The sequence below is a fragment of the Pseudohalocynthiibacter sp. F2068 genome, from assembly GCF_023015645.1.
GTDB lineage: Bacteria > Pseudomonadota > Alphaproteobacteria > Rhodobacterales > Rhodobacteraceae > Pseudohalocynthiibacter > Pseudohalocynthiibacter aestuariivivens.
In genome coordinates this window covers 1-14,399 of sequence record NZ_JALKAK010000017.1, presented here as the reverse complement: position 1 = coordinate 14,399, position 14,399 = coordinate 1, and the positions used below count along the sequence as shown (strand labels likewise).

At 52.1% G+C, this 14,399-nt stretch carries 10 protein-coding genes and 2 pseudogenes; 5 read left to right on the top strand and 7 right to left on the bottom strand.

The window, feature by feature from the left end:
- Positions 1–51 precede the first annotated feature (51 nt).
- The 6 genes and pseudogenes from upp to MWU63_RS16795 form a co-directional block, all read right to left on the bottom strand.
- On the bottom strand, positions 52–684 hold the full coding sequence (upp, locus tag MWU63_RS16820) for a uracil phosphoribosyltransferase (protein ID WP_213888800.1): 633 nt from the start codon (positions 682–684) through the stop codon (positions 52–54).
- Positions 681–1,675, bottom strand: a pseudogene (locus MWU63_RS16815) (adenosine deaminase). Before MWU63_RS16815 ends, upp begins: the two are co-directional and overlap by 4 nt.
- Entirely contained in the window at positions 1,672–2,868 is a 1,197-nt protein-coding gene (locus tag MWU63_RS16810) for a phosphopentomutase (RefSeq protein ID WP_247078942.1), read from the bottom strand. Before MWU63_RS16810 ends, MWU63_RS16815 begins: the two are co-directional and overlap by 4 nt.
- Positions 2,865–4,172, bottom strand: coding sequence for a thymidine phosphorylase (locus MWU63_RS16805; RefSeq protein WP_213888803.1), 1,308 nt, complete (start codon positions 4,170–4,172; stop codon positions 2,865–2,867). Before MWU63_RS16805 ends, MWU63_RS16810 begins: the two co-directional genes overlap by 4 nt.
- 3 nt (positions 4,173–4,175) lie before the next feature.
- Entirely contained in the window at positions 4,176–4,568 is a 393-nt protein-coding gene (locus MWU63_RS16800) for a cytidine deaminase (protein WP_213888804.1), read from the bottom strand.
- Between the two features lie 58 nt (positions 4,569–4,626).
- Complete coding sequence (locus tag MWU63_RS16795; protein ID WP_213888805.1) at positions 4,627–5,709, bottom strand: cupin domain-containing protein; 1,083 nt, start codon at positions 5,707–5,709, stop codon at positions 4,627–4,629.
- A 159-nt stretch (positions 5,710–5,868) separates the two neighbouring features.
- Between MWU63_RS16795 and MWU63_RS16790 the strand changes: the two genes are divergently transcribed.
- From MWU63_RS16790 to MWU63_RS16775, 4 genes are all read left to right on the top strand, one after another.
- Positions 5,869–8,148: an NADP-dependent malic enzyme gene (locus MWU63_RS16790; RefSeq protein WP_213888806.1), complete on the top strand. Its 2,280-nt coding sequence runs from the start codon at positions 5,869–5,871 to the stop codon at positions 8,146–8,148.
- 177 nt (positions 8,149–8,325) lie between these two features.
- Positions 8,326–10,221, top strand: coding sequence for a propionate-CoA ligase PrpE (prpE, locus tag MWU63_RS16785; protein WP_247078939.1), 1,896 nt, complete (start codon positions 8,326–8,328; stop codon positions 10,219–10,221).
- Positions 10,222–10,382: 161 nt separating this feature from the next.
- The gene (locus MWU63_RS16780) at positions 10,383–11,909 is read left to right on the top strand and encodes an ATP-binding protein (RefSeq protein ID WP_213888808.1); all 1,527 of its coding nucleotides are present in this window, start codon (positions 10,383–10,385) and stop codon (positions 11,907–11,909) included.
- 1 nt (position 11,910) lies between these two features.
- On the top strand, positions 11,911–13,299 hold the full coding sequence (locus MWU63_RS16775) for a sigma-54 dependent transcriptional regulator (protein ID WP_247078937.1): 1,389 nt from the start codon (positions 11,911–11,913) through the stop codon (positions 13,297–13,299).
- A 5-nt stretch (positions 13,300–13,304) separates the two neighbouring features.
- Here the strand turns inward: MWU63_RS16775 and MWU63_RS16770 are convergent, their stop codons facing one another.
- Positions 13,305–14,072, bottom strand: a complete 768-nt coding sequence (locus MWU63_RS16770) for an NAD kinase (RefSeq protein ID WP_213888809.1) — start codon at positions 14,070–14,072, stop codon at positions 13,305–13,307.
- Between the two features lie 176 nt (positions 14,073–14,248).
- On the opposite strand from MWU63_RS16770, the pseudogene glyA reads away from it, so the two are divergent.
- Positions 14,249–14,399, top strand: a pseudogene (gene glyA, locus MWU63_RS16765) (serine hydroxymethyltransferase); the annotation flags it as partial.

Here is a 14,399-nt window from a genome sequence, read left to right as displayed (position 1 = left end):
ATATTGTGGAAGGATGCCGCACAATGCATAATTAGTAAAGGGATTGTTCGCTTATTTAGTACCATACATGCGGTCACCCGCATCCCCTAGTCCGGGTACAATATATCCATGGTCATTCAACTTTTCATCTACTGCTGCTGTGACGATCGGCACGTCCGGATGTGCTTCTTTCATACGCTGGACACCTTCGGGGGCAGCCAACAAACACATGAAACGGATGTTGTTCGCACCAGCCTTTTTCAGCAGATCAATTGCCGCAACCGACGAATTTCCCGTGGCCAACATCGGGTCAACAGTAATAACTATCCTGTCTTCAAGCTCTGTAGGAACTTTGAAGTAATATTGTATCGGTAAAAGTGTTTTCTCATCCCGATAAAGCCCAACAAAACCGACACGCGCAGAAGGTATAAGCTCCAGCACACCATCCAACAGACCATTCCCCGCACGCAAGATAGAGATGAGCGCGAGCTTCTTGCCGGCAAGGACCGGGGCATCCATTTCCTGAAGCGGAGTGTTTATATGTTTTGTAGTCATATCCAGTTCGCTCGTAATTTCGTAGGCGAGCAACTGGCTGATCTCACGTAGCAACTGGCGGAACACGGCTGTCGGTGTATCAACCTGTCGCATCAAGGTCAGTTTGTGTTGTACCAGTGGATGTTTCACGATTGTCAGGTGTTTGGTCATTGGTATTGCTCCAGTTTTTTCATCAGGCGCGCGCGTGTTGGTTCATCGCAAAAGGCAACGCCTGTCGCAGTTTCGTTCAAGGTTCTCAAAACGTCGTCGTCCCAACCGTAACTATCGGCAAGACGTTCAAATTCATAGCTCATCGTTGTATGGAAAAATGGCGGGTCATCTGTTGAAACTGTAACCTTAACCCCACGCTCCATCAATCGTTCTATCGGGTGATGTTGCCAGTCGGGATAAAGCCCAAGCGCGATGTTTGAGCCCGGGCAAACCTCAAGAACAATTTCATTCTCCGCCAGATGATCGACAAGTGCCAAATCCTCTATTGCACGCACTCCGTGACCGATGCGTTCAACGCCAAGGCTGAGCGCGTCCCTAACCGACTCGGGGCCACCCCATTCTCCCGCGTGAGCAGTAAGGTGGAGTTTTGCCTCACGAGCCAGATCAAAAGACCATGAAAAATCCTTTAGTCTTCCAATACGCTCGTCGCCGCCAATTCCAAAACCGACAAGCCAATCCCCAACGGTTTCCGCTGCACATAATGCAGCGGCTTTCGCTTTGGGGGGCCGAGATGGCGCACAGCTGTCACGATACCGCGCATGATAATACCGTCGCGGGTTTCGGCTATGTCAGCCGCCTCTTTGATTGCCTGAAGGAATTCGCGCCAGGCGGCCACCTCTCCGCCCCCACAGAAATCAGGTGACAGAAAAGTCTCGGTGTAAATCACACCCTGTACTGCGCTTTGCTCTAGCATGGCAAGTGTGAGCCGGTGATAGTCTTCCGGCGTTTTCAACGTTTCGACGGCAGCTTCATACACCTGCAAAAACTGCGTGAAATTGCCAAACGCGTAGTTGCCCGCATCGTCAAATATTCGATGAATATCAATATTCTTTTCTTTTGCCAGCCCGCGGATAAACGCTGGTGGGGCGGCCCCCTCAAGATGAAGATGAAGTTCGACCTTCGGAAAATTACCATACGCAGAATCGCTCATAAAAAGCTCCGGCCTGGTCCCTTGGCCTGAACTCCCAGATGCGTGGCTACACTGACACCAATGTCGGAAAAACCACAAAGGCCAATTGCTTTTGACCCAACGCCATAACCAAGCACCGGCACCCTCTCGCGTGTGTGATCAGTGCCCCGCCAGGTCGGGTCATTTCCGTGATCCGCTGTAAACAACAGCAAATCATCGGGCCGCAGCTTGCTGATTATTGTCGGCACCCGTGCATCGAACCCTTCGAGCGCACGTGCATAGCCAGACACATCCCGCCTGTGGCCATACTTGCTGTCAAACTCCACAAAGTTCGCAAAGGTCAGGCTGCCGCCCTCGGCATCGTCGAGCAGGTCAAACAGGTGTTTCATCAGCACCTCGTCACTGCCTTTACGCACCTCATCAATGCCTTGCATGGAGAAAATATCACCAATCTTTCCAATCGCATACACATGCCCCCCTGCGTCTTGCACCCAGTTGCATAGCGTTGGAGATGGTGGGGGTATCGCAAAGTCGCGCCGATTTGTCGTGCGGGTAAATCCAGTGTCAGGCGACCCGATAAACGGGCGTGCAATCACCCGGCCGACTTTCATGGCATGTAACTGCGGGGCGATATCCTGACAAAGCTTCAGCAATCGCTCCAAACCAAAAATTTCCTCATGCGCTGCAATCTGCAAGACGCTGTCGGCAGATGTATAACAAATCGGCCAACCCGTTTTCATATGGCGAGCCCCCTGTTCCGCGATGATCGCGGTACCCGCGTCATGCCGGTTGCCCAAGGTGCCACCAACGCCCGCAGCAACGCATATATCGAGCAGTAACTCTTCAGGAAAGACCGGATCTGTTCTGGGGAAGTAGTGCCAGTCCCATGGCACCGGAACGCCCGCGATTTCCCAGTGCCCGGAAGGCGTATCTTTGCCTTTCGACACTTCAGTTGCGGCGCCCCAAAGGCCTGTTGGCTCTGCCTGCAAACCCGGCGTTTCCTCGCCCGAGGCAAGCCGGATGGCTGCCCCAAGCCCAAGCGCATCTAGGTTTGGCAGGTGCAGCGGCCCGCTGCGGCCCTCTTCCGCCTGCCCCGCGGCACAAGCCTGAGCAATATGTGCGAGTGTGTTGGCCCCCTCATCGCCAAAGGCCGTAGCGTCCGGCGCGCCGCCGCAACCCACAGAATCCAGGACAACCAGGAAAGCCCGGCTCATTGAACGATCCTTTCGTAAATGAGTGGTGGTGGCTGAACCGGCGCATCTCCCAGGACGACCGCATCACGAATTATACTCGCGGCCCGCTGCGCATCTTCTTTGCTTAGCGCATGAACACGTGCGAGCGGGGTTTCTGAATCTACGGATGCACCCAGCCTTATGATGTTAGACAGACCGACTGCCGGCTCGATCCGGTCACCACCTCTAAGCCTTCCGCCACCTAAATGAACAACGGCCATGCCAACTATCTGTGTGTCAATCGCCTGAACAATTCCAGAGAATTCAGCAAAAACATCGACGGCCACGGGAGCGGTAGGAAGACAGGCGCGCCAGTTTTCAAGGAAATCCCTTGGCCCACCAAGAAACGCAACCATTTTACCAAAGCGTTCGCCTGCTTGCCCATTGGCGATTGACCCTTGGATCATCTCGCGTCCCACGCGTTCGTTTGGGGCAAGCCCGCCCAATGCGAGCAGCGCTCCGCCAAGAATGCAAGTCAGTTCGGCAAGCGGGCTTTCCAGCATTCCCTCAAACACTGTCATACATTCAGACACCTCAAGCGCATTTCCAGCGGTGCTTGCAAGCGGCTGGTTCATGTCGGTGATCAGCGCAGTCGCAGCGCACCCCGCCCCGTTTGCCGTACTAACCAGCGCTTTGGAAAGCGTCTGCGCCTCTTCCATTGATTTCATAAAGGCACCAGAGCCGCATTTCACATCAAGCACCAATCCTTCCAGCCCCGCAGCCAGCTTTTTCGACAAAATCGAAGCTGTGATCAGATCAATGCTTTCGACTGTCGCCGTGACGTCGCGGACCGCATAAAGACGCTTGTCAGCAGGGGCAATCTGACCCGTCGCACTAACGATGGCGCAACCGAATTCATCCAACATCCTACGCAGGCTTGGTTCATCAACTTCTGTTGCTAAACCCGGTATCGCCTCTAACTTATCAAGCGTGCCGCCAGTATGCCCCAATCCGCGCCCCGAAATCATCGGGACATAGGCCCCGCAGGCTGCCAGCGCCGGAGCGAGCATTAAAGATACGCTATCACCAACCCCGCCGGTCGAATGCTTATCGAGCACTGTTCCGGGCAAGTCCCATTTCAAAATATCGCCACTGTCGCGCATCGCTTCTGTCAGCACGACACGACCCTGTTCCCCCAACCCGTTCAGACATACAGCCATAGCGAATGCACCAGCCTGGGCGTCAGTCACAGCACCCGAGGCAAGCCCTTTGGCAAACCATTCGATTTCTGGTCGCGAAAGGGGTTGGCCAAAACGCAATGCGGTAATGATGCTGCGTGCATCCATGTATCAACTGCGAACCACGTGTTCAGCGCCAAAACTGCCCGGCAGCAGAACTGAAACTTTCAGGGTCAGGGTTTCACCACTGACCGTCGCCATGGTTACGGGAACCTCTGGACTGGCAAATTCCATGATTTTTTGACGACATCCACCACAGGGCGGTACTGGTAATGGGCTATCGGCAACAACCGTAATTTCCTTTATTACCCCTTCGCCAGCGGCTACCATTGCCGCAATTGCACCCGCTTCCGCACAGGTGCCTTCTGGGGATGCGACGTTTTCAACGTTGCAGCCAACAAAAACATTGCCATTTCCGGTTCTGAGAGCAGCCCCGACCTTAAATTTTGAATAAGGCGCGTAGGCGTTTTCACGCACCGCGTTTGCGGCGTCTAGCAAATTCATTTTGGCCTCCTTTAACGTCTGGTCAAATCTGCCTGCGGACGCAGCCGGATGCAACCCGTCACATCGTAGTTGTAAATACGCCGGGCAACGAAACTTCCATGAGTTCAATATCCGGTGACGGGTTGGAATAACGTGTTTTCATTCCTGGAGGAATTACAAAAGCGTCCCCTGCTGAAAGGTCGAACGGCTCTTTTCCTTCGCCTTCCAGGGTCATTGTACCAGACATCACAAAGCTGAAATGTATATCGCAATCATGTGTCGCCCAGACTGGCGCTCCTTCAGAACGCCTTATGACATGCACACCGGCAACGTTTTTTGTGTTTTCGGCAATCGTCGTGTCGCGGCTTTCAAAGCCCGGCAGACGGAATGGTGCCCAAACTGCTTTGTCAGCTTCGTTGTACACGAACCGCTGACCATCCCATTCACGCATTGGCCGCAAATGCATTGTTGGAAGCTTCATCTCATGGTCAATTTCGGTCACATGCTCGGCTGGGACACCTATTTCAACAACTTCGATATTGTCGCTGGCATAAAGCACCCGATGCCGGATTTCCGGAGGTTGGATAAAGCAGTCTCCGGCCCGCAACCGAATAGGAGGCCCCTGATCTTCGTAAACCACATCCACCCATCCGCGTATGCAGAAGATCAACTGAAAGCCGACCTTGTGAAAATGGACCATATCCGGAACGGGGCCACCATCGGGAATACGGATATGACTGGCAATGATCGACCCACCCAGTCGCGATGGAATGAGATCACGATACTGCATCCCGGCACGGCCAATGATCCAGGGCGCCTGATCGGCCAACCGACGTACAACAAAGGCGTGATCGGTTTCTGGCATCACAAGAGGTGGATTGAGTTCGTCTATTTCCACGCGTGTGCCGTTTGGCGCAGTCAATAGGCGCGTTCCTTCAGCAAAACCATTTGGATCGTCAGTCAGTATTCGCAATGTTCCGGGAGATTCTGGCGCATCTTTCTCAATCCGCAGCCTGAGACCATGGCCAGAGAAAACTGCGACCTGCGGATTGTCAGCAGGATAGATCATATCCATTCGCATTTTCAGCGTTTTCGTAAAAAACGGGATATCCTCGCGCAGCTCTTGCGTCGGCAATCTGATTTCTGCGCGTATTTTTGCCATCCTGGTTCCTTCCGACGCATGCTCCTGACGCTTGCGGCAGAATGCGCATTGCTTTGAAAATTTGCAAGATGCACGAATAGGCGCTAGGACAACAGAGGACTAGCAGTCGCTTGCAGATTAGTTTAATATTAAACTATCTTTTTTGGGGAGAGAATTTCTATGCCAGACTCGCGAATTGACAACACCAAACAGGCGGCACTGAACTATCACGAATTTCCCAAACCAGGAAAACTGGAAGTAAGAGCAACGAAACCAATGGCGAACGGCCGCGACCTAGCACTCGCCTATTCACCGGGCGTTGCAGAAGCCTGTCTGGAGATCAAAGCTGACCCGACAACAGCAAGCCGTTATACGGCACGTGGAAATCTGGTTGCCGTCGTTACAAACGGGACGGCCGTTTTGGGGCTTGGAAACATTGGTGGTCTCGCGTCAAAGCCAGTCATGGAAGGTAAGGCCGTTCTCTTCAAAAAATTCGCAAATATCGACTGCTTCGATATCGAGCTGAACGAGCCAGATCCATACAAAATGGCAGATATCGTCTGTGCAATGGAGCCAACCTTTGGGGCAATAAACCTAGAAGATATCAAAGCCCCGGATTGTTTTATTGTCGAAAAAATTTGCCGCGAACGGATGAACATACCGGTTTTCCATGATGATCAGCACGGAACAGCAATTGTGGTTGGGGCAGCTGCAACAAATGCATTGAGGGTTACCGGTAAAAAGTTTGAAGATATTAAAATCGTTTCCACAGGTGGTGGTGCCGCCGGGATCGCGTGTCTCAATATGCTGCTAAAACTTGGGGTAAAGCGGGAAAGCGTCTGGCTGGTCGACATTGCAGGGCTGGTTTACGAAGGCCGGACCGAAGAAATGACACCACAAAAAGAGTGCTACGCTCAAAAAACCGAGCTGCGTACATTGGCCGAGGCGATAGAAGGGGCAGATCTCTTTCTGGGCCTTTCCGGTCCGGGTGTTCTAAAACCCGAAATGGTTGCTAAAATGGCCAAGCGCCCCATCGTCTTTGCCCTTGCCAACCCAACGCCGGAAATTATGCCAGATGACGTGCGCAAAGTTGCGCCGGATGCAATCATCGCAACCGGGCGTTCTGACTATCCAAATCAGGTTAACAATGTTCTGTGCTTCCCGTTCATATTCCGCGGCGCGCTCGACGTAGGTGCAACAGAAATCAACGACGACATGCAAATCGCCTGCGTTGACGGAATTGCGGCTCTTGCCCGCGCCACAACTTCTGCAGAAGCCGCTGCAGCTTACAAAGGCGAACAAATGACCTTCGGGGCGGACTATCTGATCCCGAAACCTTTTGATCCGAGATTGATGGGTGTGGTTGCGAGCGCTGTTGCAAAGGCTGCAATGGAAACCGACATTGCCACAAGACCTGTGGAAGATCTGAAGGCTTACAAAACCAAACTTGATGGCTCTGTCTTCCGGTCGGCACTTATTATGCGGCCAGTATTTGAGGCCGCAGCGACCGCGATGCGCAAAATTGTCTTTACCGAAGGTGAAGACGAACGTGTGCTACGCGCAGCAAATGCGATGCTGGAAGAAACGACAGACAAGCCGATCCTTATCGGGCGACCAGATGTTATCGAGCGCCGCTGCAAACGTGCGGGCCTGTCAATCCGTCCGGGCCGCGATTTTGATCTGGTAAACCCGGAACGTGACCCGCGCTATCGGGATTACTGGAATACCTATCATGAAGTAATGCAAAGGAAGGGTGTGACACCCGACCTGGCCAAGGCAATCTTGCGCACGAACACAACCGCAATTGGTGCCGTTATGGTTCACCGCGAAGAAGCGGACAGCATGATTTGTGGTACTTTCGGTCAATACCTGTGGCACCTGAATTACGTCCAGCAATTGCTGGGGAACACAAACCTGCACCCGGTCGGCGCGCTGTCCCTGATGGTGCTTGAGGATGGGCCCTTGTTCATCGCGGACACACATATTCATTCGGAACCAACAGCCAAGCAAATTGCCGAAAATATAATTGCAACAGCACGCCATGTGCGACGGTTCGGACTGGCACCCAAAGTGGCACTTTGCTCCAACTCTCAATTCGGCAATTTAGACTCTACTTCCGGCAACTTAATGCGCGAGGCGTTAAAGATATTGGATGCGCAGAAGTTGGATTTTTCTTATGAAGGCGAAATGCATACGGACGCAGCCCTTGATGAGACTCTTCGCAATAGGATTTTCCCAAACTCCCGACTATCGGGTGCCGCTAACGCGCTTATATTCGCGAATACCGATGCCGCAAGTGCAACACGCAACATCCTGAAGATGAAAGGCGGCGGGCTGGAAGTCGGCCCCATACTTATGGGAATGGGGAATCGCGCCCATATTGTAACCCCTTCGATCACAGCCCGAGGGCTGCTGAATATGTCAGCAATTGCCGGAACACCTGTCGCTCATTACGGATAACAAGGTCTCTGCGTAATTTCATGGATTGCGCGCACGTTTTTTAGCAATATTGTTACTTAGCTGGGTTTGACTTTAGCGCTAGCGGCGTCAATGCGGCGCAGGAGTCGGGCTTGTTGCAGGCAAGTGGGTGCGCGTAACACACAAGCACGGCATGCAGTCGTATACGGAGGAGAGAAAATGACCTACAGAAGTGTTTACGAAGGATGGAAATCTGACCCCGAAGGGTTCTGGATGGACGCCGCCCAAAACATTGATTGGGTGAAGCCTCCCTCCAAAGCGTTGTTTGATGACAAAGCTCCGATCTACGAATGGTTTGCAGACGCTGAAGTAAACACCTGCTGGAATGCTGTGGATCGTCATGTAGAAGCAGGAAATGGGGACCGGACCGCAATCATCTACGATAGCCCTGTTACGCATACCAAGCATGAAATCTCTTACCTTGAACTACGTGACAGAGTTGCGTCTCTGGCCGGTGCGCTACGCGCCAAGGGTGTCGAAAAAGGTGACCGGGTCATCATCTACATGCCGATGGTTCCTGAAGCACTTGAGGCTATGCTGGCATGTGCGCGGCTTGGCGCAGTGCACTCTGTTGTATTTGGCGGTTTTGCAGCGAACGAGCTTGCAGTGCGCATTGATGATTGCAAACCAAAAGCCATAATTGCCGCCTCTTGCGGGATCGAACCTGGGCGCGTGGTGCATTATAAACCCTTGCTGGAGGGGGCCGTTGCTGAAGCAAAGCACAAACCCGAGTTCTGTGTGATTTTCCAACGCGAGCAGGAAGTTGCAAAGCTTAACGAAGGGTTTGACTTCGACTGGCACGCCTTCCAATACGACGTTGATCCTGCGGAATGCGTTCCTGTCGCTGGCAACCATCCTTCCTACATTCTGTATACCTCTGGTACCACTGGCCAGCCCAAAGGCGTGATCCGCCACACTGCAGGTCAGCTCGTCGCCCTTAACTGGACTATGAGCAACATCTATGGAATGGAACCGGGTGAAGTGTTCTGGGCAGCCTCTGATGTGGGTTGGGTCGTTGGACACAGCTATATTTGCTATGGGCCCTTAATTCATGGCAACACAACAATCGTTTTTGAAGGCAAACCCGTTGGCACACCTGACGCGGGCACTTTCTGGCGCGTTATTCAGGATCACGATGTTAAGGTGCTGTTCACAGCACCAACAGCCTTTCGAGCAATCAAGCGTGAAGACCCATCAGGCGATTTTCTCGACAAATACGACCTCTCTGGGCTCAGGACATTGTTCCTGGCTGGCGAACGCGCAGACCCCGATACGATTGTCTGGGCACAAGAAAAACTTGGCGTTCCCGTGGTCGACCATTGGTGGCAGACAGAAACAGGCTGGGCAATTGCGGCTAACCCTGTGGGAATCGAGGAATTGCCAATCAAACTTGGCTCTCCTTCGGTCGCAATGCCTGGTTATGATGTCCAGATACTTGATGAAGGTGGCAATGAAATGCCTGTGGGCGAAATGGGTGCCATTGCAGTAAAGCTTCCCTTGCCACCCGGAACCTTGCCAACTTTGTGGAACGCAGAGGCACGGTATCATTCATCTTATCTGACCACCTTCCCCGGGTACTATGAAACAGGAGATGCTGGGTACAAAGACGAAGACGGCTACCTTTACATCATGGCGCGTACGGACGACGTCATTAACGTTGCGGGACATCGGCTATCGACAGGTGGAATGGAAGAAGTCCTTGCCAGCCATCCCGACGTTGGTGAATGCGCTGTGATTGGAGTTACAGACCAACTCAAAGGGCAATTGCCCATGGGTTTTTTATGTCTGAACACCGGTTCCGGACGTGATCAGGCCGAAGTTGTCTCTGAATGCGTCAAACTGGTACGCGAAAAGATAGGGCCAGTCGCTGCCTTCAAACTGGCTGTTGTCGTGGATCGTTTGCCCAAAACGCGATCAGGTAAAATCCTGCGCGCAACGATGGTCAAGATTGCTGACGGTGAAGAATTCAAAATGCCTGCAACTATCGATGACCCGGTAATTTTGGACGAGATTCGCGATGCTCTTGTTACTGTGGGCTATTCAAAAAGTAAGTAACTTTTCGCGCAATTGCCTGGGTTTAAACGCGCGGGCTTGATTTAAAGGTGACTTATAGACTAGTTGGATGCTCTTGTGTTCTGATTTATCAGTGTGTTCATGTTGCTAAAGGGAAACATCGATCCGTCGTTCACCACCTTCATTTTGAAAGCAGTGGTTTGTTGACGGACAATAGCCAAAAAGCCAAATCCTTTTTTGGTGCCGCCGACCCTGACGGCGCGACCCGGCTGAACCTGCTTACGCATGACATCAGATCGGCAGTGTTTGACGTAATAGGTGGGCTTCGCTTGGTTGATCACTCAAAGATCGACCCAGAAACCCGTCTTCAGCTTGAACGGATACGAACTTCTGGTGAAATTCTGGCGCGATTAGTCGAAGATGCCCTGAACTTGGTTACCGACGGACTGTCAGGGACAGAATCGGTTTTCGCAAACCTGCACCTGCATCGGTTGTTAAATGATGTAGAGCTTCGCTGGTCTGGGCGTGCGAAAGCAAAGGGTCTGGAATTTACACTGAGTATTGATCCCGACGTTCCTGCAGTGATTTCAACTGACAGGTTGGGTCTGGAACGTATTTTGTCAAATCTTCTTAGCAATGCGTTTAAGTACACCGACAAGGGTGTTGTGCGAATGGAAACGTCATTGGCCGATGGGAACATTCTAAGGTTTTCGTTGCACGACGACGGGCCCGGCTTTTCTGACGAAGCGCTTTCAAAGCTCTATAATCTGCACGGTCGCCCCTATAATACAGAGAAACCCGGCACTGGCTTGGGTCTTCACATAGCCAAAGACATAGCCGACCGTATGGGTGGGACCATTCAGGTTTCAAACGGATCGAATGGCGCGATTGTGACGCTGGAACTGCCTGCCAAAGCCTGGCACTATGCGACGGCTGTCCAGGGAGAATACCCCCTGCCGGACTTGTCAAACGTTAGAGTCCTGGTCGCTGAAGACAACGAAACCAATCAGCTGATCATTGCCCAGATGTTGCAAACAATGGGTGCAGAATACGAGATCGCAATTGACGGAATTGAGGCTCTGAACTGGTTAGAGCGGGAAAGTTTTGACATTGCTCTGATTGACATTGATATGCCGCGACTCTCTGGCATTGATGTAATGCGCCACGTTCGCAGTCAGATGACCGAACTTCGAGATTTGCCGATACTCGCTGTCACCGCGTTTGTGCTTCGCGCAAACAGGGATGCAATCTATGACGCAGGTGCCAATCGCATACTTGCGAAACCAATTTTGAGCATCGAAACATTCGGCCAATCCATTGCATCTCTGTTACGATTGGCAGAAGGTAGCATTCCAATCGACGAACAAGCTGTCGCACGGCCAACGCTGGACGAGACACGCCTGAATCATCTATTGGAAATCTCTGGTCCAGAGGGTGCAAAGGAATTGCTTAACAGGCTACACAGCGATCTCAGCAACATCAGTGACGCGCTTTCCAATGCAGTCCCGGAACTGGATTTACCAAACCTACGTGGACAGACACATGTCTTAATTTCCTTAGCCGGCGCAGTCGGCGCTGATCGTTTGCAAAGACAAGCCGAGGCCCTGAATTCGGCTGCACATTTGCAAGATGAATCAGCTGTTCTGGCATTGGGTCAGGAAGCGGAACGAAATTTGAACCACTTAATCGATCGGATCGCCTCGGAAATGTCGAAAGAAAAGGGTTCATAAAGTGGAAAAACCACTTTTGCTTATCGAAGACACGCCGTCCCTGCAGATGGTCTATGAATCTGTCCTGCGCAACGCAGGTTACGAAGTTCAGACAGAAGAAACCGCAGCGGGCGGACTTGATAATTTCTTGAAACTTAAGCCAAACGTGGTTCTTCTTGATTTATTGCTGCCAGACCGTGACGGTCTCGAGCTGATGAAAGATTGCCTTGCTGCGAACCCGACAACCAGATTTATTGTCATAACCGCCAATGGTTCGATAAATCGTGCTGTTGAAGCAATGCGCGCAGGTGCATATGAGTTTCTTCTTAAACCGTTCAACGAACAGCGTTTCCTTTACGCAATTGAAAATGCCCTTGCCGAGGCGGCGCGGAAAAAAACCGAAACGGCTCCATCCAAAAATCTGGATCCGATCAATGGCTTTATCGGCACTTCTGAGGCGATGAAGAAGGTCTATTCCAACACCCGCACAGTCGCTGGTTCGATGGCAACAGTTTTCATCTCGGGTGAAAGTGGTACCGGTAAAGAAATCTGCGCCCAAGCCATTCACAGCCTGTCAGATCGCGCCTCAGGGCCGTTTATTCCGCTAAATTGTGGCGCTATTCCTTCTGATCTCCTGGAATCCGAAGTCTTCGGCCATTTGCGTGGGTCTTTCACGGGTGCAATCGCAGATAAACCGGGGGCTGCTGCTGCAGCCGATGGTGGAACATTGTTCCTTGACGAAATCTGCGAGATGGACCTCAATCTTCAAACAAAGCTGCTCAGGTTTCTGCAAACTTCAATGATTAACCCGGTTGGTTCTGTCAGGGCACGTAAAGTCAATGTTCGCATCGTCTGCGCCACGAACCGTGACCCGCTGGAACAGGTTCAACGAGGCGAGTTTCGTAAAGATCTCTATTACCGTTTGCACGTCGTCCCAATTCACCTTCCGCCGTTGCGGGAACGAGCCGAAGACGTGATCGAAATTGCAAATGACGCATTGCACAGGTTCTCCAAAGAGGAAAACCGCGCGTTTGAGACCTTTTCCGAGGAAGTTAAAATGTTGTTCCGGCGTATGGTTTGGCCGGGAAATGTACGCCAGCTTCTGAACGTTGTTCGGAATGTCGTCGTTCTGAATGATGCAAAAATCGTAACCCGATCTATGCTGCCTGTTGATATTCACCATGAACTAGAACTTATGAACCCTACAAAGGCTGCGCCTGAACAACCTGGCAATCCACCGGTGATGCTGGACGGCCTGATCGGAAAATCCCTGAGCGAAATAGAATACCTCGTAATCAAGGAAACCCTTGAGCAGCACGGGGGGAGTATTCCAAAGGCCGCGCGGGTGCTCGATGTTTCGCCGTCAACGCTCTATCGGAAAATCGCAACCTGGGAGAAAATTAAAACCTAGACCTCTCAGACGAACTGCTCACGGATCAAACGCTCCTCCAGCCCGTGACCGGGATCAAACAAAATTCGGTGTTCGATACTGGATTCGCTTTTAATATCAACAATCACAACATCTCTGACCGAGCGGCTGTCAGCATCTGCCATGACCGGGCGTTTCGCGGCTTCCAATACCTCAATCTTAACCCTCGCGGTTTTTGGCAGCAATGCGCCACGCCAGCGCCGTGGTCGAAAAGCCGCCATTGCCGTCAGCGCAAGCACATCTGCGCCGATCGGCAGAATTGGGCCGTGCGCCGAATAGTTGTAGGCGGTTGATCCAGCCGGTGTACATAAAAGCGCCCCATCACAGACAAGTTCCGGCATGCGAAGTTTACCATCGACCGTAATGCGCAATTTGGCCGCCTGCGGACCAGCCCGAAGCAGGGATACTTCGTTGATCGCCAACGCCTCATGAACATCACCGTTACGGCACTCTGCGTGCATACTTAAAGGGTTGATGACCTCTTCTTCCGCAGTCTCCAGACGTTCAGGCAAGTCATCTTCGTGGTATTCATTCATCAGAAATCCGACAGTTCCCCGGTTCATTCCATAAACGGGAACTGTCAGATGTTGGGTTTCATGCAAGGTAGACAGCATGAAACCATCACCCCCCAAGGCCACAATCACATCTGCTGTTTCAGGAGAATTATTGCCGTAGCGCTCACACAACCGAGCACAACTATCCTGCGCAATCTCTGAATCGTTCGCCGCAAAAGCGATTTTAAGATGACCCGTCATTTTCGGCGCCCTTTGTTTTCTACAGTCTTCACCCGCTCCGATTGGAAACACAAGACCGCATCCATGACGAAATATGACGCCCCTACCGCCCTTTCAGTCGCTTTATGTGGTTCAGATTAGTTAACAACTCAGTTACAACGCAGCCAGTTTTTGACCCGTCTCAAGGAGATGTCTGTATGTCTAACCCTGGTTTTTTCACTGAATCATTGAGTTCCCGTGATCCTGAGCTTTATGCGTCGATCACGTCGGAGCTTGGCCGTCAGCGCGATGAGATAGAGCTGATCGCGTCTGAGAACATTGTTTCGGCTGCGGTGATGGAGGCGCAGG

Excerpts from the sequence above, each read along its gene's own strand:
- MWU63_RS16810 (WP_247078942.1), bottom strand. The coding sequence starts at position 2,868 with ATGAGCCGGGCTTTCCTGGTTGTCCTGGATTCTGTGGGTTGCGGCGGC.
- prpE (WP_247078939.1), top strand. The coding sequence starts at position 8,326 with ATGACCTACAGAAGTGTTTACGAAGGATGGAAATCTGACCCCGAAGGG.
- MWU63_RS16805 (WP_213888803.1), bottom strand. The coding sequence starts at position 4,172 with ATGGATGCACGCAGCATCATTACCGCATTGCGTTTTGGCCAACCCCTT.
- MWU63_RS16770 (WP_213888809.1), bottom strand. The coding sequence starts at position 14,072 with ATGACGGGTCATCTTAAAATCGCTTTTGCGGCGAACGATTCAGAGATT.
- MWU63_RS16800 (WP_213888804.1), bottom strand. The coding sequence starts at position 4,568 with ATGAATTTGCTAGACGCCGCAAACGCGGTGCGTGAAAACGCCTACGCG.
- MWU63_RS16790 (WP_213888806.1), top strand. The coding sequence starts at position 5,869 with ATGCCAGACTCGCGAATTGACAACACCAAACAGGCGGCACTGAACTAT.
- MWU63_RS16795 (WP_213888805.1), bottom strand. The coding sequence starts at position 5,709 with ATGGCAAAAATACGCGCAGAAATCAGATTGCCGACGCAAGAGCTGCGC.
- upp (WP_213888800.1), bottom strand. The coding sequence starts at position 684 with ATGACCAAACACCTGACAATCGTGAAACATCCACTGGTACAACACAAA.